24 protein-coding genes and 1 tRNA gene are annotated in these 25,586 nt (G+C 59.7%); 10 read left to right on the top strand and 15 right to left on the bottom strand.

The genetic code is table 11. The annotated features are described in order from the left end of the window. The first annotated feature begins 196 nt into the window (after positions 1 to 196). Genes NGR_RS14315 through NGR_RS14300 form a run of 4 tightly spaced genes read left to right on the top strand, consistent with a single transcriptional unit; the run spans position 197 to position 4,710 of the window. Entirely contained in the window at positions 197 to 1,084 is an 888-nt protein-coding gene (locus NGR_RS14315) for an FAD binding domain-containing protein (RefSeq protein WP_164924205.1), read from the top strand. Next, positions 1,077 to 1,562: a (2Fe-2S)-binding protein gene (locus NGR_RS14310; RefSeq protein ID WP_012707174.1), complete on the top strand. Its 486-nt coding sequence runs from the start codon at positions 1,077 to 1,079 to the stop codon at positions 1,560 to 1,562. The genes NGR_RS14315 and NGR_RS14310 overlap by 8 nt, the downstream gene beginning before the upstream one ends. Then, the gene (locus NGR_RS14305; protein ID WP_012707173.1) at positions 1,559 to 2,320 is read left to right on the top strand and encodes an N-acyl homoserine lactonase family protein; all 762 of its coding nucleotides are present in this window, start codon (positions 1,559 to 1,561) and stop codon (positions 2,318 to 2,320) included. Before NGR_RS14310 ends, NGR_RS14305 begins: the two co-directional genes overlap by 4 nt. Next, entirely contained in the window at positions 2,317 to 4,710 is a 2,394-nt protein-coding gene (locus tag NGR_RS14300) for a xanthine dehydrogenase family protein molybdopterin-binding subunit (RefSeq protein ID WP_012707172.1), read from the top strand. The genes NGR_RS14305 and NGR_RS14300 overlap by 4 nt, the downstream gene beginning before the upstream one ends. On the opposite strand, the gene NGR_RS14295 is transcribed toward NGR_RS14300, so the two are convergent. From NGR_RS14295 to NGR_RS33140, 3 genes are all read right to left on the bottom strand, one after another. After that, on the bottom strand, positions 4,700 to 5,590 hold the full coding sequence (locus tag NGR_RS14295; protein WP_164924204.1) for a winged helix-turn-helix transcriptional regulator: 891 nt from the start codon (positions 5,588 to 5,590) through the stop codon (positions 4,700 to 4,702). The two genes, NGR_RS14300 and NGR_RS14295, sit on opposite strands and share 11 nt — an antisense overlap. A 308-nt stretch (positions 5,591 to 5,898) precedes the next feature. Then, positions 5,899 to 6,069, bottom strand: coding sequence for a hypothetical protein (locus tag NGR_RS14290; RefSeq protein ID WP_240545190.1), 171 nt, complete (start codon positions 6,067 to 6,069; stop codon positions 5,899 to 5,901). A gap of 522 nt (positions 6,070 to 6,591) precedes the next feature. Beyond that, positions 6,592 to 6,891, bottom strand: a complete 300-nt coding sequence (locus NGR_RS33140) for a thermonuclease family protein (protein ID WP_240545189.1) — start codon at positions 6,889 to 6,891, stop codon at positions 6,592 to 6,594. Positions 6,892 to 7,507: 616 nt separating this feature from the next. On the opposite strand from NGR_RS33140, the gene NGR_RS33135 reads away from it, so the two are divergent. Further along, on the top strand, positions 7,508 to 8,524 hold the full coding sequence (locus tag NGR_RS33135) for a hypothetical protein (protein WP_240545188.1): 1,017 nt from the start codon (positions 7,508 to 7,510) through the stop codon (positions 8,522 to 8,524). Positions 8,525 to 8,616: 92 nt separating this feature from the next. On the opposite strand, the gene NGR_RS14275 is transcribed toward NGR_RS33135, so the two are convergent. The 5 genes from NGR_RS14275 to NGR_RS14255 form a co-directional block, all read right to left on the bottom strand. Further along, on the bottom strand, positions 8,617 to 8,889 hold the full coding sequence (locus NGR_RS14275) for a hypothetical protein (protein WP_193377894.1): 273 nt from the start codon (positions 8,887 to 8,889) through the stop codon (positions 8,617 to 8,619). Between the two features lie 284 nt (positions 8,890 to 9,173). Then, entirely contained in the window at positions 9,174 to 9,497 is a 324-nt protein-coding gene (locus NGR_RS14270; RefSeq protein ID WP_012707167.1) for a hypothetical protein, read from the bottom strand. 162 nt (positions 9,498 to 9,659) lie between these two features. Then, positions 9,660 to 11,279 (bottom strand): IS66 family transposase, encoded by a 1,620-nt coding sequence (gene tnpC, locus NGR_RS14265; protein ID WP_164924202.1) that lies wholly within the window; start codon positions 11,277 to 11,279, stop codon positions 9,660 to 9,662. A 75-nt stretch (positions 11,280 to 11,354) separates the two neighbouring features. Then, positions 11,355 to 11,699, bottom strand: coding sequence for an IS66 family insertion sequence element accessory protein TnpB (gene tnpB, locus NGR_RS14260; protein WP_012707165.1), 345 nt, complete (start codon positions 11,697 to 11,699; stop codon positions 11,355 to 11,357). After that, positions 11,696 to 12,082, bottom strand: coding sequence for a transposase (locus NGR_RS14255; protein ID WP_012707164.1), 387 nt, complete (start codon positions 12,080 to 12,082; stop codon positions 11,696 to 11,698). The genes tnpB and NGR_RS14255 overlap by 4 nt, the downstream gene beginning before the upstream one ends. A 60-nt stretch (positions 12,083 to 12,142) precedes the next feature. Here NGR_RS14255 and NGR_RS33130 point away from each other — a divergent pair, with 60 nt between their 5' ends. From NGR_RS33130 to NGR_RS14245, 3 genes are read left to right on the top strand one after another with little or no spacing between them, the layout of a single operon-like run. After that, entirely contained in the window at positions 12,143 to 13,549 is a 1,407-nt protein-coding gene (locus NGR_RS33130; protein ID WP_240545187.1) for a TM0106 family RecB-like putative nuclease, read from the top strand. After that, positions 13,546 to 14,712 (top strand): DEAD/DEAH box helicase, encoded by a 1,167-nt coding sequence (locus tag NGR_RS33125; protein WP_240545186.1) that lies wholly within the window; start codon positions 13,546 to 13,548, stop codon positions 14,710 to 14,712. Before NGR_RS33130 ends, NGR_RS33125 begins: the two co-directional genes overlap by 4 nt. Before the next feature lie 35 nt (positions 14,713 to 14,747). Continuing rightward, positions 14,748 to 15,656: a helicase gene (locus NGR_RS14245; protein ID WP_012707161.1), complete on the top strand. Its 909-nt coding sequence runs from the start codon at positions 14,748 to 14,750 to the stop codon at positions 15,654 to 15,656. 78 nt (positions 15,657 to 15,734) lie between these two features. Here the strand turns inward: NGR_RS14245 and NGR_RS14240 are convergent, their stop codons facing one another. Genes NGR_RS14240 through NGR_RS14225 form a run of 4 tightly spaced genes read right to left on the bottom strand, consistent with a single transcriptional unit; the run spans position 15,735 to position 22,477 of the window. Further along, positions 15,735 to 18,953, bottom strand: coding sequence for a DEAD/DEAH box helicase (locus NGR_RS14240; protein ID WP_012707160.1), 3,219 nt, complete (start codon positions 18,951 to 18,953; stop codon positions 15,735 to 15,737). Then, positions 18,950 to 20,263, bottom strand: coding sequence for an EH signature domain-containing protein (locus NGR_RS14235; protein WP_012707159.1), 1,314 nt, complete (start codon positions 20,261 to 20,263; stop codon positions 18,950 to 18,952). Before NGR_RS14235 ends, NGR_RS14240 begins: the two co-directional genes overlap by 4 nt. A gap of 1 nt (position 20,264) precedes the next feature. Beyond that, on the bottom strand, positions 20,265 to 21,134 hold the full coding sequence (locus tag NGR_RS14230; RefSeq protein ID WP_240545185.1) for an OmpA family protein: 870 nt from the start codon (positions 21,132 to 21,134) through the stop codon (positions 20,265 to 20,267). Between the two features lie 56 nt (positions 21,135 to 21,190). After that, entirely contained in the window at positions 21,191 to 22,477 is a 1,287-nt protein-coding gene (locus NGR_RS14225) for a methyl-accepting chemotaxis protein (RefSeq protein ID WP_240545184.1), read from the bottom strand. A 528-nt stretch (positions 22,478 to 23,005) separates the two neighbouring features. Between NGR_RS14225 and NGR_RS14220 the strand changes: the two genes are divergently transcribed. Beyond that, on the top strand, positions 23,006 to 23,557 hold the full coding sequence (locus tag NGR_RS14220) for a hypothetical protein (RefSeq protein WP_012707155.1): 552 nt from the start codon (positions 23,006 to 23,008) through the stop codon (positions 23,555 to 23,557). 160 nt (positions 23,558 to 23,717) lie between these two features. Here NGR_RS14220 and NGR_RS14215 read toward each other — a convergent pair whose 3' ends face one another. Both NGR_RS14215 and NGR_RS14210 read right to left on the bottom strand, forming a co-directional pair. Further along, complete coding sequence (locus NGR_RS14215; RefSeq protein ID WP_012707153.1) at positions 23,718 to 24,032, bottom strand: hypothetical protein; 315 nt, start codon at positions 24,030 to 24,032, stop codon at positions 23,718 to 23,720. Between the two features lie 409 nt (positions 24,033 to 24,441). Next, positions 24,442 to 24,518: transfer RNA gene (locus NGR_RS14210), tRNA-Pro, on the bottom strand. 288 nt (positions 24,519 to 24,806) lie between these two features. On the opposite strand from NGR_RS14210, the gene NGR_RS14205 reads away from it, so the two are divergent. After that, the gene (locus tag NGR_RS14205) at positions 24,807 to 25,220 is read left to right on the top strand and encodes a hypothetical protein (protein ID WP_012707151.1); all 414 of its coding nucleotides are present in this window, start codon (positions 24,807 to 24,809) and stop codon (positions 25,218 to 25,220) included. 70 nt (positions 25,221 to 25,290) lie between these two features. Here the strand turns inward: NGR_RS14205 and NGR_RS14200 are convergent, their stop codons facing one another. Then, a complete protein-coding gene (locus NGR_RS14200; RefSeq protein ID WP_012707150.1) occupies positions 25,291 to 25,467 on the bottom strand; it encodes a YegP family protein in 177 nt (58 codons plus the stop codon). Positions 25,468 to 25,586 lie beyond the last annotated feature (119 nt).

The raw sequence follows: 25,586 nt of genomic DNA, 5'->3' as shown, positions 1-25,586 counted from the left end.
CCCCTTTCCCGGGGCTCTGGTATTGCTTGACAATCCTATTTTAAGTCTAATAATGCAAGTTAATTTTGAAACGCGCCATGGGATTGGCGAGACTAGGAGGAGCCGCGATGACAAGGCTTTCCGCGATATATCGGAACCCTCTGGCGCCCACGGCCCTACGATGCCGGAAAGCGCCTTTCCTATCGACGGCGGCGAAATGAAACCGGCCCCCTTCGAATACCTCGCCGCGACATCGGCAGCCGAGGCTGCCGAGGCCCTCGCCGCTGCGAACGGCGACGGCAAGATAATCGCGGGCGGCCAGAGCCTTATGCCGATGATCAACTTCCGTCTGGTGAAGCCCACGATCCTGATCGACATCAACCGCATTGCCGGCCTCGATCGCATCGAAAAGCACGGTGAACGGCTGCGCATCGGGGCCACGGTACGGCACCGCATGACCGCGACGGATGCACTCGTGCACCGGCACATCCCGATCCTGCACGACGCCATGCATCACGTGGCGCATCTGACGGTGCGCAATCGCGGTACCTTCTGCGGCAGCGTCTGTCATGCGGACCCGGCAGCGGAAATGCCGGTGATGACGCTTCTCCTCGACGGGACGATTACGGCCCTCTCGATCCGGGGCGAGCGGCAGATTGCCGCCTCGGACTTCTTCGTCGGCTCGCTGATGACAGCGCTCGAACCGGACGAGTTCGTCACCTCGATCGATATCGACACGCTGCCACCCGAGACGGGCTGGGGCTTCGAGGAATTCTCCAGGCGCCACGGCGATTTTGCCCTCGCCTGCGTGGCAACCACGCTGCGCATCGTCGATGGCGTCGCAGGCGACGTCCGTTTCGGCATGATGGGCGTCGGCGAGACGCCGTTGCGCCTGCCGGACATCGAAACGCTCGTCGAGGGCCAGGCGATTTCGGAGATGCTGTTGCAGGACGTGTCGGAGACCCTGAAGGGGCTCCTCCATCCCAACACCGATATCCATGCGTCCGCCGATTATCGCCTGCACCTGGCGGGCGCGCTTGCGCGGCGTGCGCTACGCGACGCATGGACGCGGGCAACCCTTCGCAAGGACGGCGCAGATGCCTGAAAAGAAGATCACCCTCAGCGTCAGCGTGAACGGCGTGGCCCACACCGCGACCGTGGAACCGCGCATGCTGCTCAGCGATTTCCTGCGTCACGAGCTTGGCCTCACGGGAACGCATGTCGGCTGTGAGCACGGCGTCTGCGGCGCATGCACCGTCATTCTCGACGGCCGGAGCGCAAGGTCCTGTCTGACGCTCGCCGTCCAGGCCGAAGGCGTGGAGATCGAGACGGTCGAGGGACAGGGGAGCGTCGATCGGCTCGGCCGGATCCAGGAAGCGTTCCGGCAGCACCACGCCCTGCAATGCGGCTTCTGCACGCCCGGCTTCATCATGGCGATCACCGACATGCTGCGCCACCATCCCCTCGAAAGCGACGAGCAGATCCGCGAGGCGTTGTCCGGCAATATCTGTCGCTGCACGGGCTACGAACACATCGTCAACGCCGTCCGGGAACTGGCGAGGGAAAGAGGACCTCTGACATGAAGATGCATTTTCTCGCCGGCGGCCGACTGCGCATGCGCCGGTCCGTCTTCGTTCCCGGCGTGGGGAAGGAGGAGACGATCGAACTGCCTGTCCACGCAACCCTGATACGGCACCGCCAAGGGAACGTGCTTTTCGACACCGGCTGCAACCCTGAGGCCGCCACCGATCCGGAAGCGCGCTGGGGCGGGTTGGCCAAGGTGATGACGCCGATATTTGATCCGGAGCAGACGGTTGTCCGGCAACTGGCAGCGCTCGGCCTTGAGGCTGGCGACATCGACGTCGTGATCTGCTCGCACCTGCATCCCGACCATTGCGGGTGCAACCAGTATTTTGGCCGCGCGACGATCCTGTGCCATGAGGCGGAAGTCGCGGCGGCGAAAACCGACGCCGCCGAGAACCAGGGCTATCTGAAACCGGAATGGGACCAGCCGCAAGGCTTTCAGACCTTCGGCGCGGAGCACGACGTCTTCGGCGACGGGCACATCGTCCTCCTTCCCATGCCCGGCCATACGCCCGGCATGACCGTCGCGCATGTATCGCTGCGGGACAGCGGCACCTTCGTTCTCGCCTCCGACGCCGCGCCCCTTCAGGCCAATATCGATGCAGGCGTCGCGCCGCGGAACACCTGGAACATGGAGCTCGCCGCGGCGGCGCTCGCGCGCTTGAAGGCCTTCCGGGACAAGGGCGCGACCATCGTCTCCGGACATGACGAGGCGCAGTGGCAGGCCCTGCGGAAGGGCGGGGAGTTTTACGAATGAGCCTGCACGACCATTCCGTCGAACTCCGCCCCAAGCTTGTCGGCAAACGGGTGAAGCGCACCGAAGACCCGCGGCTGCTTGCAGGTGTGGGCCAATATGTCGATGACATGGCGCCGGCCGGAATGCTGCATGTCGCGCTGCGCCGCTCCGACCAGCCGCATGCCCGCATCCTCAACATCGATGTCGGCGAGGCATTCTCCGTTCCCGGGGTCATCGCCATCTACGACGCGACGGATCTGGAAAACGAGGTCAGGCCGGCGATCCCCACCTCCCGCATGCCCGACTATTACGCCACGCCCATCTGGCCACTGGCGCGCAACAAGGTGCGCTATGTCGGCGAACCCGTCGTCGCCGTCGTCGCGGAAAGCCGCTACGCCGCCGAGGACGCGCTGGAGCATATCACCATTGACTACGAACCCTTACCCTTCGCGATCCGGCAGGTCGACGCGGTGAAGGACGACGCCCCGCTACTCCACGAGGAAGCCGGCACGAACACGATCATCCGGCGGGAATTCAAGCGCGGCGACGTCGATGCCGCATTCGAGAGCGCCGCGGTGACCGTCAAGGGCCGGTTCCGGATGACGCGCAAGACGGCCGTCGCGATGGAAAACCGATCCTACCTTGCTGAATGGGATGCGCGAAAGCAGGCGCTGACGCTTTACACCTCGTCGAATATCCCCGGCGTCATCCGGGATGTCCTGTCCGGATGCCTCGACTTGCCCGGCACGCGCCTGCGGGTCGTCGCGCCGGATGTCGGCGGCAGTTTTGGCGGGAAGGGGTCATTGTATGGAGAGGAGATCCTTGTCTGCGCCCTTGCTCGCAAGCTCAAGCGCCCGGTGAAGTTTGTCAGCGATCGCCTGGAAGACCTGTCCGCGACCAGCCAGGCGTTCGATGAGCTGATAGAAGCCGAGCTCGCCGTCACGGAGGACGGGATGCTGATCGGGCTCAGGGCCGACGTCATCGGCGATGTCGGCGCCTATTCGATCTATCCCTGGACCGCTGCCCTCGAAACCGTGCAGGTGGTGAGTTTCCTGCCAGGCCCTTACAGGATGGAGCATTATCGGGGCCGTATCCGAGGTGTTCTCACTCCCAAGCCGCCTACCGGACCCTATCGCGGCGTCGGCCGGCCATCCTCGACATTCGCGATGGAACGCTTGATCGAAATGGCGGCGGGCAAGCTCGGCATGGACCCGGTCGCGTTTCGCCGCAAGAATCTCGTTAACGCGGAAGAGTTCCCCTATCGGACTGCCTCCGGCATCATCTGGGACAAGTCTGCGTTTCAGGAGTGCCTGGCAGGCGCCTGCGCGCATGTCAATTATCCCAACCTCCTGCTCGAAAGGGATGAGGCACGGCGAAATGGACGCTGGGTCGGTATCGGCCTTGCAAGCTATGCGGAACTGACCGGCATCGGCTCGCGCATCTCCGTCGCTCCCGGCATGCCCATTAACACCGGCACGGAAACCGCGAAAATCGAGATCGATGCGACGGGTGCGATCACCGCCGCCTTCGGCATCGCCTCGCACGGACAGGGTCTTGAGACCACGCTTGCCCAGGTGATTGTCGACGAACTCGGCTGCAAGCTCGAGGATATCGAGGTCAAGCATGGCGACAGCGCGCTGGTGCCGATGTCCAGCGGCACCTATGCCAGCCGCTCGGCCGTTCTCGGCGGTGGCGCGGCAATTCTTGCCGCACGCGTTGTCAAGGGCAAGGCGCTGCGCGCGGCCGCCTATCTGATGGAACAAGACGTCAAAGACCTCGACATGCATGACGGTATCGTCAGCAGCCGGAACTCGAACCGCACGATGACGCTCAAGGAGATCGCATCGACCGTCTATTCGCAGATGGGGCGCATTCCGCGCGATCAGCGCGAGGATCTTGCCGCATCGGAGACCTATGATCCCTATCTCGGCACCGCCTGTTCATCCACCCACCTCGCCATGGTTGAGGTCGACCCGGAGACCTACGGCGTCAAGGTCCTGCGTTACGTGGTGGCTGAGGATTGCGGCAAGATCATCAATCCAATGATCGTCGATGGCCAGGTGCAGGGCGCAGTGGCGCAGGGCATCGGCGCGGCTCTTCTCGAAGAAATCGTGCACGACGACCAGGGCCAGGCCGTCGCGGCAAGCCTTGCGGACTACCTCGTTCCGGTGGCGACCAATGTGCCCGATATCGGCATCGTGCATATTGAGGCGGATTTGCCCAACAATGTAGGCGGGTTCCGCGGCATGGGCGAAGGCGGCACGATCGGCGCGCCGGCGACGATCGCAAACGCCGTGTCCGACGCGCTTTCCCACCTCGGCGTCTCGGTGGAGACGCTTCCCGTCACACCGGAGCGGATATTCCGGATGCTGCAGGCGCGCCGCGATCCGTCCGCTGCCGTCACAGATTGAACGGATAACGCAGAATGTAGTCCGTATCCTTCACCGTGATCTGCTTCCTGCATTCGGAGCAAACGACGATCGCCGAAAAGTCCTGCCCGCAGGTCTTGTGCCGCAGGCGCATCGGAGGCTTGCCCTCCGCAAGCCAGCGGTCTCCCCAGGCCATCATCACCAGCATCGGCTTGTAGAGATCGAGCCCCATTTCGGTGAAGCGGTACTCGAAACGGTCGCTTGAACCATAGGGAACCTTGCGAAACACGTCCGCCTGCACAAGGCGCGCAAGGCGATCGGCGAGAATATTCGTGGCGATACCGAGATTTTCCCGCATCTCCTCGAAACGGCGAACGCCAAACCAGCCTTCCCGCAGGATCAGGAAACTCCATCTGTCGCCGATGATCCCGAGCGTCCGCGCTACTGAACAGGGCCGTACACGCTCCAAAAGCGTGGGATCAGAACTCCGGCGCGACGTCGGGCGCGTATCGACTGGAGCATAGCCTGCGCCAGGCCCATCGCGGGGAGCAACCTCTCGTGCCGTGAACGGCTCCAGGCACTCGCTACATACCGTAACTGGGTGGCATGCACAGCCGCAGCTCTTATGGACCAACTGTAGGGGCGGCTCTTTGCCGCCCGTCAACCATTTGTCGCCGAACTCCATCAATGACAGCATGGTCGGAAAGAGATCCTTTCCTCGTTCGGTCAGGAAGTACTGCTGCCCCGGCTCGTTGGGCCGCCGTCCCACGCTCATGATCTCGTTTGAGACCAGCGCGGACAGGCGTGACGACAACGTCTGCCGTGGGATGCCCAATCTCTGCTGGAACTTGTCGAACCGGCGGACGCCGAAATACGCTTCGCGAAGAATGAGGAAGTTCCACGTATCGAGAACGATCTCCATCGTGCGCCGAACTGATGACTGCCGCTGCAGCGGTATCGGCTTCGAAGTCGCAACGTGGGGCGCAGGGTTCAAGGTATCTTTATTCAACATTTCGGAGGCGCACCCAGTAGCATCATCAGAAAAGCCCGTCATCCATTCCGGCTATAACTTAGGTCAAAAAGTCTAACAATGAAAGTACCACGATGAGGGACGAGGCAACTCCTAACAGGAGGAGAGCATTAACTGCATGTACCGCTTCATCTCCTCGCGCCCGCACCGAGCGCGATGATCCGGACATTGAAATGTCGAGGGCGTCACTCCGGCATTGGTCATGTGTAGCTGATCGGCCCGCAACTCCTCCGGCGTCGCCGTGTCGGGTGTGCGCTGCAGTAAGGCGGCGAAATCCGGATGTACCCTTTCTGCGCCTTATCGCCCATCCCGCGGATGCGCATGTCCTCGATCATCCGCTCACGCAGCCGGGTGGTCTTCTCCTCTGTCATGGGACCCTCCTGTCCATCAGATTGAGAAGCGTCAATCGTCAAGTCAGGAACCCGAGACACAAAGAACCGCCGTCGATCAGGAAACCCATCGCCAGCCGCAAGCGCAGGGCTGCCATTTGGAACCATCGGGCATCTCCGGTGCTGGCGCTTTCCTGACAAAGTTCTACGACGGCTTATGCGGAAGACTACAATTAAGTTCGGTCAATTCTGAGGTATTCGTGTCGGCGCAAACAAGTGCTGCAAGGTTGCTGACAAGAACATGGAACGGGAGCTTTCAAGTTGGCTTGTTGTAGCTACGAAATCTTACGTTCAAATCGCTAACATGCCCTGTTCCGTCGCTGACTACCGATAACATTCCTTATCGGAAGTCAGTTCCCGATCTTATTCTAGTATTGCTGGGCAACGAATTGTCCCTCACCGGACATGATTTTTGCGATTCACATGACGGTATAAAGCACTGTGATAGTTGGCCAGCGGTGTGGAAGCCCATCATACTTCGACATCTGCCCCTCTTGGCGCATTTTATCCGCACCACGACTGTTTGAAGCCAAGCCAGCGGTGCGCCAGTCCCTCATCAATGAGTTGAGCTCCGAGCGATCGGCCGCCTCGGTAGACCTCGCGCAGCTTCCGACCGTATTTGTCCGCATCGCGCAGTCCGGCCTTGAGGCCGAAGGAACCGCCATTCAACAGGCTCTGCAGCCGATACTTGGCGCGCTGTCCGAGTTCCCGCTCCCAGGCACATTTAGGCTCGCTGATCTCCGGCGTATCGATGTCCGAGATCCGGTACTTGATGCCGTCGAGCCAGAACGTATCACCATCCACGACGCACGTTGTCCGCGCGCCCGATGCGCATATGGGGAAGGATGCCGAAATGGTGTCTTCCGGCGGCACGGTCGCCCAGCCGTAGGCTCCACCTATCACGATGCCAGCGAGAGGCAACACAAACACCCAAGGGGATAAACCCCTTTTAGGTGCCGCCGTGCGTTTGGCCGGATTGAATTTGGTGGACCTCCCCACGGCCTCACGCGACGCTCGCGGCTTGCCTGTCCCTTTGGAGGCACGTCGCGACCAAACACGGAATTGGCGACAAGTATCGCGCAAAGTAGCACGCCGCCTATGACCAGCGCGAAGGGCGTGTGATTTCCGCCTCCGCCTCCACCGCCCCATCGCCTGCGCGCCTTGGCGTCATTTGGAAGTAGAAGCAGAAGTGGGCCGAGCACGAAAGCACGGCGGCTTAACTGGGATGGCTCGACGCACATCTGGTCCCACTCAAACCAAAATTGCAGATCCCGCTTTTGTATGGAAGCACAAAGGAGACGGGAAGTCGAGTGATGGCATGGTTGCGCGCTTGAGTTGCGAGTCTCGCCAGGGTGCGGGAGTCATGCCGCAGCTTTGGTATAAGTGTGCGACCAGCCAGACGGACTGTATATTGGCTGTCATGGCCACTGATTCGCACGATCTAAGCACAGAGAGTGAACTGCTTACGTCGCTACCGGACATCGCGGTGAGCGTTCAAGGTTTTGGCAGCCAAGATACTGCCCAAGCACTAGGAAACGGCGTGATCCACCTCCTTCATGAGGTCGGTAGATTTATTGATATCAGCTCGTTGGACGGGGTCACTATTGCAGTCGACTATGACGCAGCACTGCGCGATCTTGATCGCGGTATTGAGGGCCTGCGCCCGGAAGAGCGCACTAAAGACGGCATTTTGACCGGCGTCGGCAAAGCCATTCTTGTTAAGCGCGCTGACGACGTGAAGACGCATCTCGTGTTCGCCGCAGAAGCGCTGTCCTGTCTTGCCTTAAAGGAGGCAGACTCTGGGCTTTTTTACTTGGCGCTGGCGCTGATCGCGCATGAATGCGCGCATGTAGAGGAACACGCTCGGCGCAATAGGCAGTTTCCCGGCACGCTGCTGAATGAAGAGTCTCTGGGATTTGTCCCAGCATGTCTCCGCCAGTTTTCCGAAGCTTTCTGGTGCGAATACGCGGTTTGCCGTGCATCCGCCAACTTTGCTCCCAACGAGGGCGACGGTTTTAGAGAAGCGCTCAAACTTCGGCTGGAACCAGCACGTAGGGAAGCGCGCGAGGCCATCAAAGCCTACAGAACTCACGGCGACGCCTTGCGGGTCTTCAACGAGGTTGGATTAGCCGTCATCGAGCCGCTGCGCATGGCATCTTACCTTTTCGGTCACCTGGATGGATTCTCCGGAGACTTAACGGACGTGACCATTGAATTGCCAACCAACGATCAGGCATTCGTTGCTGGCATCACTGAGCTCGTCTCGCAACTCAGGGATCTGTGGGACAGGCGCGACCATTGGGAGAGCCACGACGATATGCTGGTCCTTGGTGAAACGGCATTCGACGTGCTTCGCTTGTGTGGAGTTGACGTTCAGCCGAGTGCGAATGGTCAAGCCCACATCGCGGTCCCGATCACACTGGATACAATTCCCTGACGACGCCGAAATTCGCAAGGGCTCTTTGAAGGCAACCGACTCACACTTCGGTTCTATTCCTAGCGGAGCTTCCCCGATCTCGCCTCTTCAACTCACGCTATCTCAAACACAATGGTATCGTCCGCCCGCTCCCGAAGCCCCTTGATCGACGGATGCCGCAGCTTCCCGTCCTCGGTCCAGGCACTATACTCGACCTCGGCGACCAGCGCCGGTCGCGTGAAGACGGCGCCCTTGCGGCTGAGCGCCACCGCCGACTTGTCCCGGATCTGGTCGAGGCGTGCTATGAAGCCGTCCTTGCCGGCACTTGGCACGGCATGTTGCCGGGAGACGCCGTGGAGCACGAGCGCTTCTACTGGCACCATCATTCCTGTGCCGGGATATAGATGACGAACGAAGGCGCGCATAAAGAGCGTGGCCGACGAGTTCTCGAAAGGCTTCAGGCAACTAGCATCGGAATTCAGTTTCATCGGTCCAGCTGGACAGCCCCAATGCGACGGCAATGGCCAGCCCCAAAGTTCTCATATTTTTGCCCCCCTCAGACGTCAAAAACGTCAACACAACCCCAACGAAAAATCGAGCGGACGATGTAACTTCAGCGCGCGTTGAGCAGGTATCGTCTCTCAGGACGCGCGTTGCTTACATTCAAACATTAGACAGCGCGCATAATACCGCTTACAGTTGAAACATGCAGCGAATCGGCACTCAAATCATCCTCGGCGCGCATGATCTGGTTGGCCATCTCAACTGCCGCCATCTGACGGATCTTGATCTCCAGGTCGCCCAAGGCGCGTTGGCCAAACCCGCTCGATGGGATCCCTTGCTGGAGATCCTCCAGGAACGTGGGTTGAAGCACGAAGCCGAATTCCTCGACCATCTCAAGGGACGGGGACTGGAGGCAATTGCGATCCCAGGCATAGAAGTCAATGACGAAACCGTTGGCGCAACCTTGGAAGCGATGCGTTCCGGGAAACAAATCATAGTTCAGGCCGCCCTGCGAGACGGACGTTGGATCGGACGAGCCGATGTTCTGACGCGAGTGGAAGAACCGAGTCAGATGGGTTCGTGGTCCTATGAGATTATCGACACGAAACTCGCTCGCGAAACCAAAGCCGGAACGGTGCTCCAGCGTAAGCGGTCAGCCGATAACGTCAGGCTTGAAGTTCCAGGGCATGAGCGCTTCGATTTCGGATGCTGGCCAGCCTTGAGCAATGCGGGTCAAGGTCTGCGAGAGCCAGTCGAGCGGATCGACGCTGTTCATTTTGGCCGTTTGCAATAAGGTGGCCACCGTCGCCCAGGTTCGTCCACCGCCCTCGCTGCCGGCGAATAGACTGTTCTTTCTCGTAATCGTTTGGGGTCTGATCGCCCGTTCGACGATGTTGGAGTCGATCTCGATGCGACCGTCCGTCAGAAAGCATTCCAGTGCCTCTCGCCGGGTGAACGCATAGCGGATCGCCTCGGCGGTTTTGGATTTTCCCGAGACCTTGCCAAGCTCCTTTTCCCAAAGCTCGAAGAGGCTGGCGACGATGGTCGCGGATTCTTCATGGCGTCGCGCCGCGCGGCTCTCGGCATTCTTGCCGCGGACTTCGTCCTCGAGCTTCCACAACTCGGTCATGGCGACGATCGATTCCGTTGCGGCCTGAGAGACCCCGCTGATGTGCAGATCGTAAAACTTGCGCCGCAGATGGGCCCAGCAGCCTGCGAGCTGGATGGGTTCATTGCTGCCGGTTTTGGCCCGCGTCTTGGCCAGGCTGGTATAGGCTGAGTAGCCGTCAACCTGCAGGATGCCGCTGAATCCGGCGAGATGACGCGCCACGCAATCGCCGCCCCGGCTGTCCTCAAAGCGATAGGCAACCATCGGCGGACTGGTTCCACCGTAGGGTCGATCATCGCGTGCGTAGGCCCACAGCCAGGCCTTGGTGGTTTTCCCGGAACCGGGGGCAAGCGTGGGCAAGCTCGTCTCGTCGGCGAAGACCCTTTCGCCCTCCTTGACCCGCTCGAGGATATAATCGGCGACCATCTGCAATTCGAAGCCCAGATGCCCCATCCACTGCGCCATCAACGACCGGCTGACCTCGACGCCATCGCGCAGATAGATCGCCTCCTGCCGGTAAAGCGGAAGGCCATCGGCGTATTTCGACACGGCGATATAGGCGAGCAGCCGCTCCGTCGGCAGGCCGCTTTCGATAAGGTGTGCCGGTGCCAGGGCCTGGGCTACGCCATCGCGGCCCCGGAAAGCGTATTTGGGGCGGCGCGTCACGATCACCCGGAACTTCGGCGGCACCACGTCCAGCCGCTCGGAGCGATCCTCGCCGATCAGAACCTTTTCCAGCCCCGCGCAGTCGGCCGGGATTTCCGGCTCGATAACCTCCTCGATGCGTTCGAGATGAGCGGCAAAGCCCTTGCGCGGACGCGGCGCACGCTTCGGCTTGTCCCCGGCCGCGCGGTCGAGTTCGCTCTGGATTGCCGCAAGGCCGGTTTCGACCTCCTCGAACGCAAAGGAAACCTGTTCGTCATTGACGGCCAGGCGCAGCCGCTCGGATCGCTTGCCATGTTGCGTGCGCTGCAAAACTTTCAGGATCGCCGTGAGGTTGGCGATCCGCTCGTTGGCGCTCTCTTCGACGGCCTTCAGCCGCTCGACCTCTGCCGCCGCGGCCGCAAGCCGGGTCTCGTTCGCAGCCTGCTCGCGCGCCATCGCAAGGATCATCGCTTTCAGCGCATCGACGTCGTCGGGAAGATCGGAAACGGGCAAATCCATGGAGGCAATAGAGCACAAAGACAGCCGCTTTCCCAATCATTACAGGCACATGATTCATCTTGCCGCAGGCCGGTTTCAGCCCGTCAACAACGGCCGCCTGATCTTGGCCGGGCGGATCTTTTTCCAATCGAGCCCAGCCAGAAGCGCCATCAGTTGCGGATGGTCCAGACGCATCCGCGCCGCCGATATGCCCGGCCAGCAGAAGCCTTGCTCTTCCAGGGTTTTCGAATAGAGGCAGACGCCTGAGCCATCCCACCAGACAATGCGAACCCGGTCCGCCCGCTTCGACCGGAACACGTAAAGCGAGCCATTGAAAGGGTCGAGACCGCCATCTCGGACCAGCGCCATCAAAGACGCTGCGCCCTTGCGGAAGTCGACCGGCTGGCACGACACGTAAACCACCACACCGGAAGCGATCATGCCGTGCGGACCACCCGGAGAATCTTGGCCAAGTGATCGGCATCGACATCGCCGCCGGCGCGCACCACGACATCGCCCACGACGATTTCCACCATTGAACTGCTCACCGCCTCAAAGCGCGTGAACTTGACTGGCGCGCTCGGTCCCTCCGTCAATGGCGCGACCATTCCTGACGAAAGCGCCTTACGACGCCACGCATAGAGCTGCGACGGGTCCAATCCCTGAGACCGGGCAATCGCCGACACATTGGCTCCCGGCGAGAGCGCCTCAGCGACAAGCTGCGCCTTCTCTTCGTCCGACCAATGACGTGGCTTGCGTCGAGACCGCACCGGCTCGGCCGTCAGGACCTCGAATGTTCGATGATGATTCACACTGTCGCTCATAGGTTTCTCCGCATGACTCATGCAGAGAATGACCGTTCAGCGGCCTTAAAGATACGTGGGATGACCTACCCGCTTACGCTCCAGCTGAGTTTGTACGCCGATCTCCTCCGGGTGATGCAGGGTATCGCGCCTGAGAACGTCTACGTTGTGGTGCCTTGGGCGAATTTTGTTCCGCAGACATTCCGCGTCGCGGACTATGGTGCTTTCTTCCGAAAGGCACGGAGGGCGGCGGAGGAGGCCACCGGCGCCGGTTCGGGCGAACACTATCCGGAACCCACTGAACATTGCGACATTTGCCGATGGGCCGATGCATGCCAGACTCGCTGGCGGAAGGACGACCATCTGTCCCTTGTCGCGAACATCTCAAAATCGCAGATCGCGGAGCTACGCGCACACGCTGTATCAACGACAAAGGCGTTGGCACAGCTCCCTTCCCCGTTTCCGTGGAAGCCGGACCGTGGCTCCGCCGCGAGTTTCGAGAAGACCAGGGCACAAGCGCACATCCAAGTGAGCGCGCGCGAAGCGGGCGAGCTGCTTTACGATCTGCTCGAAGTCGTACCGGACACCGGCCTTTGTCGCCTGCCCGAGCCATCGTTAGGTGACATTTTTTTCGACATCGAAGGCGATCCATTCATCGGAGAGCACGGGCTCGAATACCTTTTCGGATACCACTACCGCAACGAGGCCGGAGACTACGTGCGGTTAGCCAACTGGGCGTTCGACCGTAACACGGAGAAGGCCATCTTCGAGCGGTTCATGGATTTTGTCACTTCGCGTCGCGAGCAGTTCCCGGACCTCCACATCTATCACTATGCGCCATATGAGCCGGCGACGTTGAAGCGCCTAATGGGGCGCTATGCCACGCGCGAAAGCGAAGTCGACCGACTGTTGCGCGGCAACGTCCTCGTCGATCTTTACACTGTGGTGCGCAATGCCGTCCGAGCGAGTGTCGAGAGCTATTCGATCAAGAAGTTAGAAGCGTTTTACGGGTTCGTCCGCGCCACGCCTTTGCGGGAGGCGAACGTTGCGCTCACGGCGCTGCAGGTGGCGCTGCAGGTCAACGACGTTGTCTCGGTCTCCGACGAGATCAAGGCGGTCGTGGCCACTTACAACGATGACGATTGCCGCTCCACGGAAGCCTTGCGCGACTGGCTGGAACAATTGCGCACGGAGATCATTGCTTCCGGCACCGCTGTCGAGCGCCCCGCGCCCGAAAAGGATGAACCGAGCGAAGACTTGTCGGAGAGCGAGGCACGCGTTGCGGCGCTCATTGGGGCCCTCACCTACAACGTCCCTGTCGACGTAGCCGAAAGGACCGCAGCCGAACACGGAAAGTGGATTTTGGCCTATTGCCTGGATTGGCATCGACGTGAGGCAAAGTCGAATTGGTGGGAATACTTCCGTCTTGGCGACCTGACATCGGAGGAACTGCTCGACGAAAAAGCAGGATTGGGCGGCCCTATATGATCTGCACATTGATCAAAGAAGGCAAAAAGGTCGGGATCACGGCCAACAGCCACAAGGTCATCCGCAACCTGATCGACAAGGTGATTGAAGTCGCGAGGGAAAGCGACGCCAAAGTTCAGGCAGGCCAGAAGATCTCTTCGAAAACAGAAAACACCGACGATATCCATTTCTTCACGGACAATGGCGAAGCCGTCACCGCGATCACGTCCGGGGAAGTGCAGGTACTGGGCGGAACGGCGTTCTTCTGGGCCCGCGAGGACGCGGCTGGCACCATCGACGTTCTGTTCGTCGACGAGGCTGCGCAAATGTCGCTTGCGAATGTGCTGTCCGTCTCGCAGGCTGGGCCGACACTGGTACTTCTTGGGGATCCGCAGCAACTGGAGCAACCAACCCAGGGCTCTCATCCCGACGGTACGGACGTGTCTGCACTCGATCACCTTCTTTGCGGCCACAAGACGATCCTGCCGGAGCAAGGCCTCTTCCTGGAAGTAACCTGGCGGCTGCACCCAGACATCACCGCGTTCAACTCCGAGCTATTCTACGAGGGCAAGCTCCAGTCGGAGGCCGACTGTCACAGGCAATCCACGACGTCGACCGGGCCATTCACCGGAACAGGTCTGCGTTACGTCCCCGTTGCCCATTTTGGCAACCAGTCGCGATCCCTCGAAGAAGCCGCCGCGGTAGAGCGGATCGTCGAAACACTGCTTGGCTCCGGGGTGCACTGGACCGATCGGAAAGGTGTGTCCCGACCGCTGGCGTTAGAGGACATCATCATCATCGCCCCCTACAACGCACATGTGTTCGAGATCCAGAAACGCCTTCCGGAAGCACACGTTGGCACGGTCGACAAATTCCAGGGGCAAGAGGCTCCTATCGCCATCTACTCGATGGCCACATCCACACATGCGGACGCACCGCGCGGAATGGAGTTCCTGTACAGCTCGAACCGTCTGAACGTGGCGATCAGCCGCGCGAAATGCATGGCCATCCTCGTCGCCTCACCGGACCTGTTCGAGACGGAATGCAAGACGCCTCGCCAGATGCAACTGGCGAATGCCTTCTGCAGATATCTTGAAATGGCGAGGCTTGTCGAATTGCAGGCGACGCCTTCGGCCTCTTCGACACTTTCGGAAAGCGGTGTGCGGTGTGTCTCGGACTTTTGAGGAAGTCCGACTGATAGATTACAAAGGGGGATATAATGGTTGAAACAACGGGTCCGCGGAAAAATGCACTCGAACACGAAGGAGCGGCGCTCGGTCGACTTCACGCGAGATCGAACAATAGAAAGGCCCTCGCATACTGGCTGGGTTTTCTAAAAGGGATCCTTGCAAGCAATAAAGTCGAGACCGCCGAGTACGCCCCGCTTGCAGTGGAAGCTCAGAACTTCCTCAGTCTCCTTCACGATCCCGATGCGCTTGAGCTCATTGAGGACCTCCGCATATGGAAGAACGAGCCGAATGAAATATACGAGATCGTCGAGAATATTGTAGCCATGCGCTCGCGAGATTTCGTCGTCGAGAGCGAAAAGGATGAGATCAACGAGCTCTATGGATTTTGCGCCGGTATTGCCTGTGACAATCGCATCTGCCTCGAAGAGATAGAGAGCTTGCTCACAAAGCTGGAAAGCTATCCACGGGTACAGGGAGATCGGCGGGTACTCAACCTCAAGGCAGCCGCGCAACGGTCAATCGCCGACGGGAGGATCACGGCCGAGGAATCGGACGACATTTGCACCTGGATCACTCATCTGGTCGGGGACAGCGCAACTGACACAGGGATTGCGACCTTCGGGAATGTCGGCGTCCTCGAGGGTGCGCTTGAAGACCACAACGACATAGTCTTCGACCAACGGATGTTCGTACTGACCGGGAAGTTCACCCTTGGTCCCAGGAAGGCGATTCATGGGATGATTGCCGATCGAGGCGGCGACTTCAAAAGCAGTGTCTGCAGAAACACAAATTATCTCTGCGTGGCCGCAGAAGCATCCCGAGATTGGCGGCATAGCCACGAAGGCTTAAAGATTATGAAGGCCATTGAACTACGAGCAGAAGGCCGCGGCCCAGAGCTCGTACATGAGGGAATCCTGACGCGAGCGCTGTCTCGATAGGCCGACATGGAGATTGCTCCAGAATGCCTGCCCCATTTGCTTGGCTGCGCAGGGGGCGGCGGCATCCTATGAATTCGTTTACTCAGGCAGGACGAACTCTGGCCAAAGCGTACCGGTCGTCAGTCTGGAATGCGGGACCGGCATCTCCTTGCCAACCCCATGCACCTGCATCGATACAACGGCGGCATCGGTATCGGAACGGATGGAACTCGATGGGACAGTCCGGCCACTCGAGACGACAATTGACGCTCCGCCGCGCCGAGGACGTATGCGGATTGCATTCCCGTCCAGCATCTCGGCGGTCAGGTCGGTTCTGCCCTCGAGTACGCCATCCAACTCCAGCGCTTCGCTCCCAACCTCTACATCCGAAGCTTCGACGACCGCGTCGTAGAGCATCCTAGTCTCGCTCTCGGTGGCCTCGGCTGGCCAGAGAACGCGATCTGCGATCGTACGTTTCCGCTTCATGAGGCGCTGCAGAAGACAGTCGAAAGAGCCCGCGCCCAGCCGTGTGTGAACTGCGAGCGGAATATGAACCGTAACAGGCTTCGTTTGACCGATGCGGTGGGTGCGGTCATTGCACTGCTCTTCGACTGCGGGGTTCCACCAACGGCTCAGGTGAATGACATGATTGGCTGCGGTGAGTGTCAGCCCGGTGCCTGCGGCTCTTGGTCCAAGCACCAGGACGTCGAACCCACCGTCGTTCGTTAGGTGTCGTTGGAAGCGGTCGGTGATTTCCTTACGGGCGTCGATGGTCGTGTCGCCGTTGATGATCATCACAGTGTCGAGATTGAATTCCAACCGCACAACTTCGGCGAACCAGGCTTGGACATCTCGGTTCTCGACGAATACAAGAGCACGCTCGCCCTTTGATTTGATATGACGCAGAATGTCCATCGCCGCGTCGACGCGTGCCGCCGAAGCGCTGAACTCCTCTGTGGTTTCGCCTTCCAGCAGACCGGGATGCAACGATATCCGCCGGATGTGATGAAGGAGCGCGAGCATCATGCCGCCCTTGCGGCGAGCCTCGTCGTATCTCAGCATCTGAGGTTCGGACATCTCGCGAGGATGCAAGATCCGCACCTTTGTGGGCAGCCCAGGGGCGGCATCGGTCTTCAATCGCCTGAGCGCTAAGGGCGGACGCTCATGCTGCCCTGAGAACAAAGCGTGGTGAAGGGCCGACATATTCTCTTCCGTGGGGAGACCGAAGACCCGTTTGAACTGCGCCAATGCACCGAGCGCCCCAGGGAAGAGTTGGTCCATCAACGCCCAGAGGTCTTTGGTCGCGTTCTCGATCGGTGTCCCGGTCAGTCCGATCCGGAAATCCGCATTGAGCGATTTTGCCGCCTTGGCTCGCATTGTCACCGGGTTTTTGACGAACTGGATCTCATCGAAAATCGCCACCGCGCATTGGAGATCCATCAGGCTGATCGCGAAGTTCGCGAGCGTCTGGTAGGTGGTTATCACAACGGGCGCGCCATTCTCGAGAGACCGGATCTTGTCCAGGTCCAGCAATGCTTCGCCCTCGCGGATGTCTTGCCCCGAGAGACCTTCCTTTTTGAACTCGGCCAAATGGGAGCCATACAACCGCACCGGAATTCCGAGAGCCTGAGCGGAGAGGTGTCGATCTATCTCCGCTTCCCAGTTCAGAAGCAGCGACGTTGGAGCCACAACAAGGAAAGGTCGGTGCGGAACGGCGCCGGCATCCATCTCAGCCCTGAGCCATGCCACGAATGACAGCGTCTGAAGCGTTTTTCCCAACCCTTGCTCATCGGCGTTCAGAACGCCGGGAATACCTGCCTGCCAAGCCGCAACCTGCCATTTGAGCGAGGTCAGCTGATGGGGCTGCAGTGCGGTCCTGACGGCTTCGGGAAACTTGAACTCTGCCTCGTTTCCCCGCGGGCGTACCGCGGCCTTGAAGTCGACCTCCCAGAAGTTGTCGTGCGTCACCGGCAGGTATGCATCCAGCGAAACAGAAGGTGCATCGATTGGCTTCTGCCTCAAGTACTCAGCCAACCGTCTCGACAGCGCTTCAAGGACTTCGGCGATCGCAGGTATGTCGCCAACCTCGTGCGTGATCAAAGGTGTGTGCTCGGCGATTGCGGTACGGAGGGCCTCGACGACTTCTGCTAGCTGTTCATCCTCGATCTGAGAAAGACGATCGGCCAGCTCAGCATCGATGGAGGAATTCAACCATTTCGTCCCTGAACTCTGCATCCCTTCGATTTCCGTCACCTGCCATTTGGCGACGCCGAGGACGCGAGACACCCATTCGGTGGTCTCGATCCACACTCGAGAAGTTTCCTGCTCGACCCTTTCTGCCCTGGCAGCCGGGCTCATGAGGGCGGTTATGCGCCCGTCGTCTTCCATCTGACGCTCGATCGCCGATTGTATTATCCGGCCAGCGTCTGCAATAAATGCGCGTCGCCCCGCTTCATCTGCCTTTGCATTCCTTGCGATGGCATCAAGGACAGGTGCGGCGGAGCGATCAACTATCAGGAACTTGCCGTCGGCAACCCGGTAGGCCGGCTGAGCTCCTCGTCGAATGGCCCCGTCACGAAATTCATTCAGCTCGCGGCCTTTGAGGGCGGCGACATCGGCGGTGTCTCTGTCGGGATCCGGTTCAGGCGAACCGACGAAAGGAAGCGGGAAGAACTTCGTCTCATCTTCGGCATCGAACGCGATACCGACCGAGTCACAGGTAACCACCGAAAGGTTGCGCAGGAATCCTTCCAGGTTCTCCCGCGATGCTGGTTCATCCGACGCGTCAAACAGGCGGCGGAACTTCCCCAATTCCAGCCAATGATCGGTAACCGATGATCGCTCCTTGAGGGCATTCGCCTGCTCGATGGCGGAATAGATCTGGCTTGGCAGTCGCATCATCTGCGCAGCGGAGCCGAGAAAAGCTCCCTGAAGCGGCAAGGCAACCGTCCGACCGTTCTTTTCCCACCACCAATCAATGCCGAAGTCAGAGCTTCCAACGGTCCCGGCAAGTTTCGCCTTGAAAACATAACCGGTCATCAAACGGGGAAGCCCAAGAGCTGAAGCGGTGTTCGAGTCCAGCTGCGCCACCAGCGGATGGCGGATAACGAGACCATTCTCGGCTATCTGATGCAGCTCACCCAATGGATCCAGATGCCTCAGGCGAGCAACGGCCAACGCTGTGGCGCGCTCCGCCTTCGTCAGAGCCCGCAGATCGACCGCCTCACGGCGCCGGAATGCGGCAAGCCATCCTCTTTTTTCCGGCGCAACGGTGACGTACGCGGCTTGGCTATCGGCTCGAAAATCAAACTTGATCATCGGACCACCCGCTCCTCCACCCATCTCTTCCAATGTCCGGGTTGATCATGAATTCTTGTGTCGGGATGGCCGGCCCCAAGGATAAGAGCCTCAGCGTCATAGCTCGCCTGATACAATTTCGGCGCGCGACTATCTGCGTCCGAGAACATGTGGACACGATAGTCATGTGACCCTTCGACCACGATGTATCGACCTATACGCATTACGAGCAGACAGGTATCTTTGCGAGCTTTCGATGTCTGCCTACCTGCTGCCATGCTTGCGGCGTTTACGGATTTGGCGAACATGTCTTGAGCAATGGCAGCCGCAGCGGGCGACAACGCCACCCATGCCTCGTCGACAAGGCCACGGTTGAAGAGCCCCTTCCAAAAATCATGCCGTGGCGGCCACATATGATTGGCAGTCGATTTCGTGATTACCGACAACAGGGCATCCATACTCGCCCCGGCAAGCCATCGCACCAACACGCCTCGACACGGCGCACTGACAAGAGACCAGAACTCCGGGCGCTTATTTCGAGGATCTCCGTATGCATCCGTTATACGATCCAGGAGTGCCTTCCGGTATTCCTGTTCAGGCATTTTGTGGAGCCACGGACTCAGTAACTTCTCAATGGCACTGGCGGCCATTTTATCGCTCGCCCTCGCTCGACCTTCGGGCAGTATCCATCGGAACACGTGCGCGACCTGCGCATCAGTCTTGATCTCGGGGAGCGTCCGCAACCAAGCCTGATGCAGTTCCTGCATCAGGTTACCCGAGTGAGGCGAGGCGACGCCTGCCCCCGCCAGCCATCGATACGGGTCAGGCTCCATGACCATTCGCTCGGCAAGGTGCTCGGGAGCGTGGTTTGCATCAAGCGCCTGCGGGATGGATACGAAAACACTCTGCCAGCGCTTCGACAGATGTGACGACCGTTCCTGCATGATGCTGGCCAGCCATCGCGTCAGTTGACCGCCGCGTGACCATCCCGCGAAATACCCTTCAGCAGCCGCGTCGAGAAGCACCGGATTGGTTGTGGCTTGGACTTCCCGTCGCACGAAACTGAGTGTCTGCGTGTCGAGTTCCTCGGCACGCCCAAAGGCAGCGCTCGCCAGCATCCCGACTTCCCCGACAGTGACGCTCCCCCATTCCCAGTCACGAACGGCCGCCGCGATCTTGGCTTTCATTTGCTCGAGCGTAGCAGGAGAGACCCGACTGAACTCCGGAAAGGCTTGGAAGACAGCTTGCACCGCCTGGCTCAAGCCTTCGATGCTCTTGCCCTCGAACTTTTTGCGATGAGGCATCGCACGAAGCGTTTCCAGGAGTGACACGTCAAGGCTCCCCCGAGAGCGCCCGCCGTATGTCAGCGATATCTGTCTCCTTGGACGGGACCACCATGATGAAGCGAAGGTCGATACGGCGGTTAGCGTCTCTGCCGCTCTCTGTCTCGTTCTGCTGTATGGGCCGTCCCTTCCCAAAGCCGGCGACCGACAAGACCGGCTGCTCGTCCCGGTTCTGATAAAGCACGAGATCCGGCTTTTGCTCAATCATAAGTGCGTAGATAGACGCAGCTCGCTTGGCACTGAGGTCCATGTTCAGGACCTCGCTACCGACGCTGTCCGTATGTCCCTCGACTTGCAACGAGTCAATCAGTGCAAAAGCCGGATTGCAGTTTTCAGTGAAGGCTCTCCTCGAACCCAGTGAATAGCAGCCAAGGTTTTGGTCCAGGACTTCCGCAATCTGCCGCATGCGAACCGCCCCGACGGTAGTCGGCACTTCTTTGCCGGAGTCGAACAGTCCATCTCCCGCGAATTGAAGCGCGTCGTAATTCGCACTGACTGCGACATTCACGCCGGGTATGCGGCTGTTGATCTCGCTTTTCAGGCTTGTGAGCAGATTCTTTCGGGCGTCGGCGACTGCCGAGTTATAGACCTCCATTTTGTTTGCCTTCTCGGGAGTGTTGAGAAGCTTGCGCAGACGTTCGAGCTCGTCCTTCATCTCCCGGGTCGCCGTCACCACCGGACGACCGTTGGCCTCGACAATCTCAGCGATCGCATCAATGTCACGTTGGATGCGGTCTTTCTCGTCTTTCAGGCTGTCGTACAGGGGACGAGGCACGGTATCGGAGACGTTGAACTGGCTCGCGAAGAAAGCCAGCAGGATCATCAGAATGAACAGAAAGCTGATCGTCATGTCGGCCATCGATATGAAGACCGATTCTTCCTCTTCCTCCTGACGGCGCGCGCCTCCCCTACCCCTCATGCCGACGGCCTCGCGCTCTCAGGTGTGAACGCCTTCGCATTCTCGATCACCCCTTGGAGGGTCGAAAGCGCTTCCGTATACTGGCCATGGACATTATTCGCGTGATTTTCGACTTCGCCGATCGATCGCGAGATCTGCTCCGTAAACGTCCTGAAGGCAGCGGCCAACTGTCCGTCGTAAGCCGCGGCCCGCGTCTCGAAGCTTTTGATGTGTTCTCGAATGGAATTGGCTGCTGCTACCACCATCTCACGCTCCGACGACATGGTCTGGCGTGCGCTCTCCACCATGTTGATGCTCGAGGAGGCGATCTGCTGGGTAGCTTCGGCGGTCTTGTTCGCCGACTCCGCGACGGGCACCGCAGCCTGGGCAAGCCCATTGCCGGCTCTCGCTAGATTGTCGGAGACCAGCTCGAGCCGTCTCGCCGCACCATCCAGACCCACGGCTGTACGCTCGGCGGCTTGAGAGAATTCTTGGGCTGCCCCGCTGAGAGTGGCGGCAAGTCCTTCCAAGCGACCAGAGGCCGCTTCTAGCCTTTCGCTCGTTGCCGACATCGCACCGACCAGGCCTTGCGTCAAAGATCCCGCCAGCGATTGCACCATCTCGTCGACATGATTGATGCCGGATGCCGCGGCTTTCTGCAGTGGTTCGGAGATGGCAGCGATGAGCTCGTGATTGAGCTTCTGCATATGATCGCGCTGCTCGACGATAGCCTTCAGCTGCTTCTCGGCAAGGTCCTCGAGACTGACGAAACTCATCCGCGTCTCTATCGCGTGCGTAAGAGTCCGCATTTCCTGTTCAAGCCCGCTGCTGCGCACGCGCATAACAACGGTGAAGACGATCGAACAGAGCAGTCCGGTGAGCGACATGATGAATTTGGCAGACGCAACGGTCAGAAGCTGTGTAAGCGCCTTCATCACCGCGGCCTGGTCGCCGCCTGCACTGAGGCTGTTGCCCGTTTCCTGGAGGGCGGCGATAAGACCGAGGAATGTTGCCGCCAGCCCGACCGAGACGAAGAGGCTCGGCACGACCCGCCAGCCCGAAACGCTGAAGCCCATCTCCTCGAGATTAAAGAAGACTGACGGACGGATAGCGTTCCGAATGCCGGTCTGCCCTTGGGATTCGATGGTGGTCTCGCGAAATTCGTCCCAGGTGTCCGCCAACCGACCGGCATCCGCTCCCGACCAGGACGTCAATTCGTCGTAGGTTTCCTGGAACCGCTCCCGAAATTCCTCTGGCCCACGGCTCTTCCGCACGAGCTTCGTTGCTCGCCTAAGCAAGCCCACTCTTCTCCGGACGACCGCCCAGAACCAAAGGGTCGCTATCACCAACAAGATGACGAGAAAGAGACTGAACAGACCAGGCGCCGGCGGTTGCTTCAGCAACGAGGCTAGCGCCAAGACAAGATCGCGCGCAAAGATGCCCGCCGTGAACACGATATCCAATTTCTTCGGCCCCGGTTTCCGCCCAGACTTGAGTTAGCGGAACCTGAAATTCGTGTAAAGATTGCACCCGCATTCGGGGTGAATCTTTGTATTGTGCGCTTCTACTTCGGGCTTGCCAGATAAGACAAAGCCGCCGAAATGGCTAAATCTCTCATTCGAGTTCATCGCCAAGGCCAGGCGGCACGTCAGGTATTCGGGTCCTAAGCCGCATGACGAAGCTCTGCCGGCGCGGTGCTGAGCGCCGCTCGCGGTCCCGCATATCCAAGATTTCTGACGATGCATCTCCGGACTCTGACGCGACTCGCCAGCGGTTTGTGGATTGCTACCGACGACGCAACGATCTCCGTGTCAATAACAGGGAGAGATGACATGTTGAAAGTAATCGCGAATGCCCTCGCATGCCTTTGGAGGGGCGCGCTGGGAATACTGAACTGGGCAGAGCAATTCCTGAGGTGGCCGTTCTCGATAATCTTCGGCTCGGGCGGCGGCGGAATGCCATCCCCCGAATACAAGCCCGATGTTTCGTCGGCGCAATTGCTCGATGAATTCGACGAAGCCCGCCGGAGACAGGCCGCTGTCCACGACTTGGACCGCGACGGTATCTCGACGGTGACGAAATACGCCAGCGCCCTTCCAAAGGCACGGCCGACCATCGACCTCGGCGGCTTGAACAAGGACATCCGTGCCACGTTGCTGACCATGGATGACAACGAACTCAAGGCCTTGTCCAAAGCTGGCATTGGCGCGATCCGGAAGTTTATCGCGGGCGCGGACCATGGCGTACATGGCGTCCCGGTTGTTCGTAGCGTCGAAATTTCGGAAGCTCCGAAGGAAATGACAGAGCATGAACAGGTGCTCTGGAAGGTTCGGTCACGGATGCTGAAGTCCGAGAACGGTCAGCAATTCAAACTCGCGAGATAGCGCGCCGAGAGGGCGGGCTTCTCATTCCTTGTCCTGGTCCTTTCGCTTTTTTTTGAGGTAAGCATATCGAGTAAATCGGCGAGCATGCCCGGGTTCTCAACCGCTACGTCACCGAACTCTTCTTTCATCCGACGCCATTGCTCGTCGGTAAGATCAGGCTTCATACGCGCCCCCGGGCCTTCAGAAGATCGATAACTTCCTGGCGCTGGCGGCAGGCCGCGCGGAGCCGCTTGTTGTCGCCCTCAAGTTCAGCGAGCAGTTCCATAGCCGTACGCGCGAGCGCTTCCATCTGTTCGGCATGCGAGATCGCGGTATCCAGAGCATCGTTGTACCGGGCCTGATAGCGGGCTTCCTTCGCGGCACGGAGGCCGTCGCCAACGGCATTTGCCAAGCCAAGCGCGCCGGCGGCGATGATCATCATCCCGGCCGCGTTGCCGAGCGCGGCGGTGTGTGCGGGTGCGCCGAAATTAGCCATGTGTCACCTCCGTGTCAGTTTTGACGGCACCATGCCGGGCTCGATTCCGTCCGGCAAGTCGACAGACGCGATATGACGATCGCTAAGTTAATGAAGCCCACTGTTCGAGGGGAAGATGGGCATCGTTGCGCCAGTTGCTGCCGAGGAGGACGAGATCTGAGAAGCTACCGAACGGAAAGATCGAATAGCAGGTCGACAAGCGCAAAACTGTCGACGTCGCGGATATCAGAAGCCGCGAAGGAGAATTGCCGCAGAAACGACTGGGAGTTGAAGCCGGCAGGCGAAACGAAGTGGCAGTTCAAGACGCCAAAACAGCGTTTCTGTCAGAATTTCTGTCAGATTTTCGAGAGGGAGTTTCTGTCAGCCCAATAGAGACCCTGAAAAGCCCTTTTCTTTCAAGAGCTTCCACTGGTCGGAGTGGCGTGATTCGAACACGCGACCCCCACGTCCCGAACGTGGTGCGCTACCAGACTGCGCTACACTCCGTACCAGCGGCGCCTCTATAGATCAGCATTTTCGTTTTCACAAGCGCCTAACTCAAAAAAGAACCCCGCCTCGCCCAAAAAATTCTGCCCGCGGAAGCGCCCTCGGGCTCTCGCCCATGCGTGGCAATAGGGCGTTTCTGCAACGCTTCGGATTTTCCTGATTTGCAAGGTCGCACAGCGATTTTCTTTCGTCGCTTTTGGCGCTAGAGCCACGCGGAACGCAAGGAAATCCGGGGGACTCCGGCCTTCCGCGCCGCAGAATTCGAGCACAGACCAAAGGGACAGAGACATGAATTTCCGCATGATGACGGCGGCCGGCCTTGTGCTGGCGCTTGCCGGCTGCACGACGACGACCGGTGTGGCGAGAAACGCGGTCGAAAAGCGCTGGCTCGGCCAGCCGGCCGGCACCTACTTCGCCCAGTTCGGCCCGCCGCTTTCCGACGTCGAAACGGGCGGCGACACGGTCTACAGCTGGAAGGGCGGCTACAAGACCCGCAGGATCCCGGCCGAATACGAGAAGACCGCCGACGGCAAGCGCGGCAAGCGCATCTCGGCCGCCCGCACCGAGTATTTGAGCTGCGCCGTGCAATTGACCGTCTCGTCCGACTACGTCATCCGCTCGATCCGCATCGCCGGCGACCGCAAGCGGCCGACCGGCCCGAGCTGGTGCGAAGAATTCCTAGGCGGCGCGAAGGCGGAGTGAGGAGGCGCAGCCCTCATCTGAGAAGCCCGCTGATGAAAGTCGGCGGGCATCCTCTCGATCCGAGCCGGCTTCAGGTATTGTCCTCGACCGGTGCATCGGGACCATTTTTCTTGATCGACTCTATGGCGTTCTGAGCGCTCGCCTTGCCCGCATAGCCTTCAGACGCAAACATCACTTCATTGTTGTATTTGAAGCGGACACGGTATTCGCCAGCCTTGTCCTTGAAGATCTCGAATTTGTGGGCCATGTGCTCTCCCCCTCGTGCAAGTGTGAAGCAAGCCACTTAACGTGACAGTTGCAGTCGGCGTTGACAAGGGTTGCATGTTCTTTCCGATACGGTTCTACAGGTCGCGCCGACAACGCGAG

Origin of the sequence: Sinorhizobium fredii NGR234 (assembly GCF_000018545.1) — a bacterium.
Lineage (GTDB): Bacteria > Pseudomonadota > Alphaproteobacteria > Rhizobiales > Rhizobiaceae > Sinorhizobium > Sinorhizobium fredii_A.
The sequence above is the reverse complement of the archived record's forward strand: the minus strand, read 5'-3'. Positions and strand labels throughout refer to the sequence as shown.

What these genes read in the sequence shown, in the direction of transcription:
- NGR_RS14215 (WP_012707153.1), bottom strand. Translation starts at nt 24,032, where the DNA reads ATGGCTAATTTCGGCGCACCCGCACACACCGCCGCGCTCGGCAACGCG.
- NGR_RS14295 (WP_164924204.1), bottom strand. Translation starts at nt 5,590, where the DNA reads ATGGAGATCGTTCTCGATACGTGGAACTTCCTCATTCTTCGCGAAGCG.
- NGR_RS14275 (WP_193377894.1), bottom strand. Translation starts at nt 8,889, where the DNA reads ATGATGGTGCCAGTAGAAGCGCTCGTGCTCCACGGCGTCTCCCGGCAA.
- NGR_RS33130 (WP_240545187.1), top strand. Translation starts at nt 12,143, where the DNA reads ATGACCTACCCGCTTACGCTCCAGCTGAGTTTGTACGCCGATCTCCTC.
- NGR_RS14200 (WP_012707150.1), bottom strand. Translation starts at nt 25,467, where the DNA reads ATGGCCCACAAATTCGAGATCTTCAAGGACAAGGCTGGCGAATACCGT.
- NGR_RS14290 (WP_240545190.1), bottom strand. Translation starts at nt 6,069, where the DNA reads ATGACAGAGGAGAAGACCACCCGGCTGCGTGAGCGGATGATCGAGGAC.
- NGR_RS14220 (WP_012707155.1), top strand. Translation starts at nt 23,006, where the DNA reads ATGTTGAAAGTAATCGCGAATGCCCTCGCATGCCTTTGGAGGGGCGCG.
- NGR_RS14230 (WP_240545185.1), bottom strand. Translation starts at nt 21,134, where the DNA reads ATGGCCGACATGACGATCAGCTTTCTGTTCATTCTGATGATCCTGCTG.
- NGR_RS33135 (WP_240545188.1), top strand. Translation starts at nt 7,508, where the DNA reads ATGGCCACTGATTCGCACGATCTAAGCACAGAGAGTGAACTGCTTACG.
- tnpC (WP_164924202.1), bottom strand. Translation starts at nt 11,279, where the DNA reads ATGGATTTGCCCGTTTCCGATCTTCCCGACGACGTCGATGCGCTGAAA.
- NGR_RS14310 (WP_012707174.1), top strand. Translation starts at nt 1,077, where the DNA reads ATGCCTGAAAAGAAGATCACCCTCAGCGTCAGCGTGAACGGCGTGGCC.
- NGR_RS14305 (WP_012707173.1), top strand. Translation starts at nt 1,559, where the DNA reads ATGAAGATGCATTTTCTCGCCGGCGGCCGACTGCGCATGCGCCGGTCC.
- NGR_RS14300 (WP_012707172.1), top strand. Translation starts at nt 2,317, where the DNA reads ATGAGCCTGCACGACCATTCCGTCGAACTCCGCCCCAAGCTTGTCGGC.
- NGR_RS14245 (WP_012707161.1), top strand. Translation starts at nt 14,748, where the DNA reads ATGGTTGAAACAACGGGTCCGCGGAAAAATGCACTCGAACACGAAGGA.
- NGR_RS14240 (WP_012707160.1), bottom strand. Translation starts at nt 18,953, where the DNA reads ATGATCAAGTTTGATTTTCGAGCCGATAGCCAAGCCGCGTACGTCACC.
- tnpB (WP_012707165.1), bottom strand. Translation starts at nt 11,699, where the DNA reads ATGATCGCTTCCGGTGTGGTGGTTTACGTGTCGTGCCAGCCGGTCGAC.
- NGR_RS14205 (WP_012707151.1), top strand. Translation starts at nt 24,807, where the DNA reads ATGAATTTCCGCATGATGACGGCGGCCGGCCTTGTGCTGGCGCTTGCC.
- NGR_RS33125 (WP_240545186.1), top strand. Translation starts at nt 13,546, where the DNA reads ATGATCTGCACATTGATCAAAGAAGGCAAAAAGGTCGGGATCACGGCC.
- NGR_RS14255 (WP_012707164.1), bottom strand. Translation starts at nt 12,082, where the DNA reads ATGAGCGACAGTGTGAATCATCATCGAACATTCGAGGTCCTGACGGCC.
- NGR_RS14315 (WP_164924205.1), top strand. Translation starts at nt 197, where the DNA reads ATGAAACCGGCCCCCTTCGAATACCTCGCCGCGACATCGGCAGCCGAG.